The organism is Polynucleobacter sp. 35-46-11, from assembly GCF_002281105.1.
This window is the reverse complement of sequence record NZ_NCFJ01000715.1, coordinates 1-1,093: the sequence shown is the minus strand read 5'-3', so window position 1 is coordinate 1,093 and position 1,093 is coordinate 1. Positions and strand designations below refer to the sequence as shown.

The 1,093-nt window shown below is 40.2% G+C and carries 2 protein-coding genes; both read left to right on the top strand.

Features of this window, described 5'->3' with window-relative positions; translation table 11 throughout:
• Positions 1-511: sialidase family protein (locus B7Y67_RS19050; protein WP_293599973.1), on the top strand; the 511-nt coding region annotated here is incomplete at its 5' end.
• A 77-nt stretch (positions 512-588) separates the two neighbouring features.
• Positions 589-1,080, top strand: coding sequence for a RidA family protein (locus B7Y67_RS19045; protein ID WP_293599972.1), 492 nt, complete (start codon positions 589-591; stop codon positions 1,078-1,080).
• The last annotated feature ends 13 nt before the right edge of the window (positions 1,081-1,093 follow it).

Here is a 1,093-nt window from a genome sequence, read left to right as displayed (position 1 = left end):
TAATGAAAACTGGAAAGTTCATATCGAACGATCAGGAGATCAGGGTAAAACATGGCAGAAGATACCGGTTGATCCTGAAACTGAATTTGGGGTAATTCAACCCAGTATCCTGACTTATCCTGATGGCAGGCTTCAGATCCTTTGCAGAAGTAAGCAGGGTAATGTGATAGAATCCTGGTCGGATGATCAGGGACTTACCTGGAGTAAAATGAAACGCACAGAATTGCTCAATCCTAATTCAGGGACTGATGCGGTAACGTTGAAAAATGGCTCTCAGCTAATTGTTTACAATCCCTTAATTCCCGGAAAAGAATGGTTTAACGGAAGGTTCAAATTGAATGTAGCCCAATCACCGGATGGTAAGAGTTGGACAGACATAATGTTCCTTGAAGATGGCAAAAAGGAGGAATACAGCTACCCTGCGATTATTCAAAGCAGTGATGGAAGAGTGCATATTTCGTACACCTTTGATCGGAAAAATATAAAATACCTTGTAATCGAAAATAAATAATTTATGAGGCGGAATAATTCTATTCAATTTTATCTTTAAACAACTTTTATCTCACATCTCATATCTCAATTACCTACATGAAAAGAAGAGAAATTTTAAAAAGCCTTACCATTCTTCCTTTAGCTGGTGCTATAGGTACAAAAAATGCTGAAGCTGAACCGGCACAAAAATCAGACTGGTCCCCTAAGAAAGTAGCAATTCCAAGTCCATATCCAAGTACTAGTCCTTTATCAGCTTGCATCCGGTCAGGGCACCTGGTATTTATATCTGGAGTTGGTGGCTGGTATGCTGACAGAAGAAAAGAACCGGGTGATATACAGGTGCAGATTAGAAGTGCATTGGAGCATATGAGAACCCTTCTGGAAAAGGCAGGTACTAATATGGGAAATGTTTTAAAGGTGCATATGTCGCTTGCCGAACCAAATAAGAACATTAAGGCGCTTAATGAGGTTTACGGGGAATACTTTCCTGACCCTAAGCCTGTGCGTTCTTATACAGGTTGTAGCCCTGAACATATGGGAAGGGATGGTATTCTGGTTCAGATCGATTGTATCGCTTATATCGACTAATCTTAGTACCATT

Coding starts and splice junctions, on each gene's coding strand:
- B7Y67_RS19045 (WP_293599972.1), top strand. CDS start 589: ATGAAAAGAAGAGAAATTTTAAAAAGCCTTACCATTCTTCCTTTAGCT.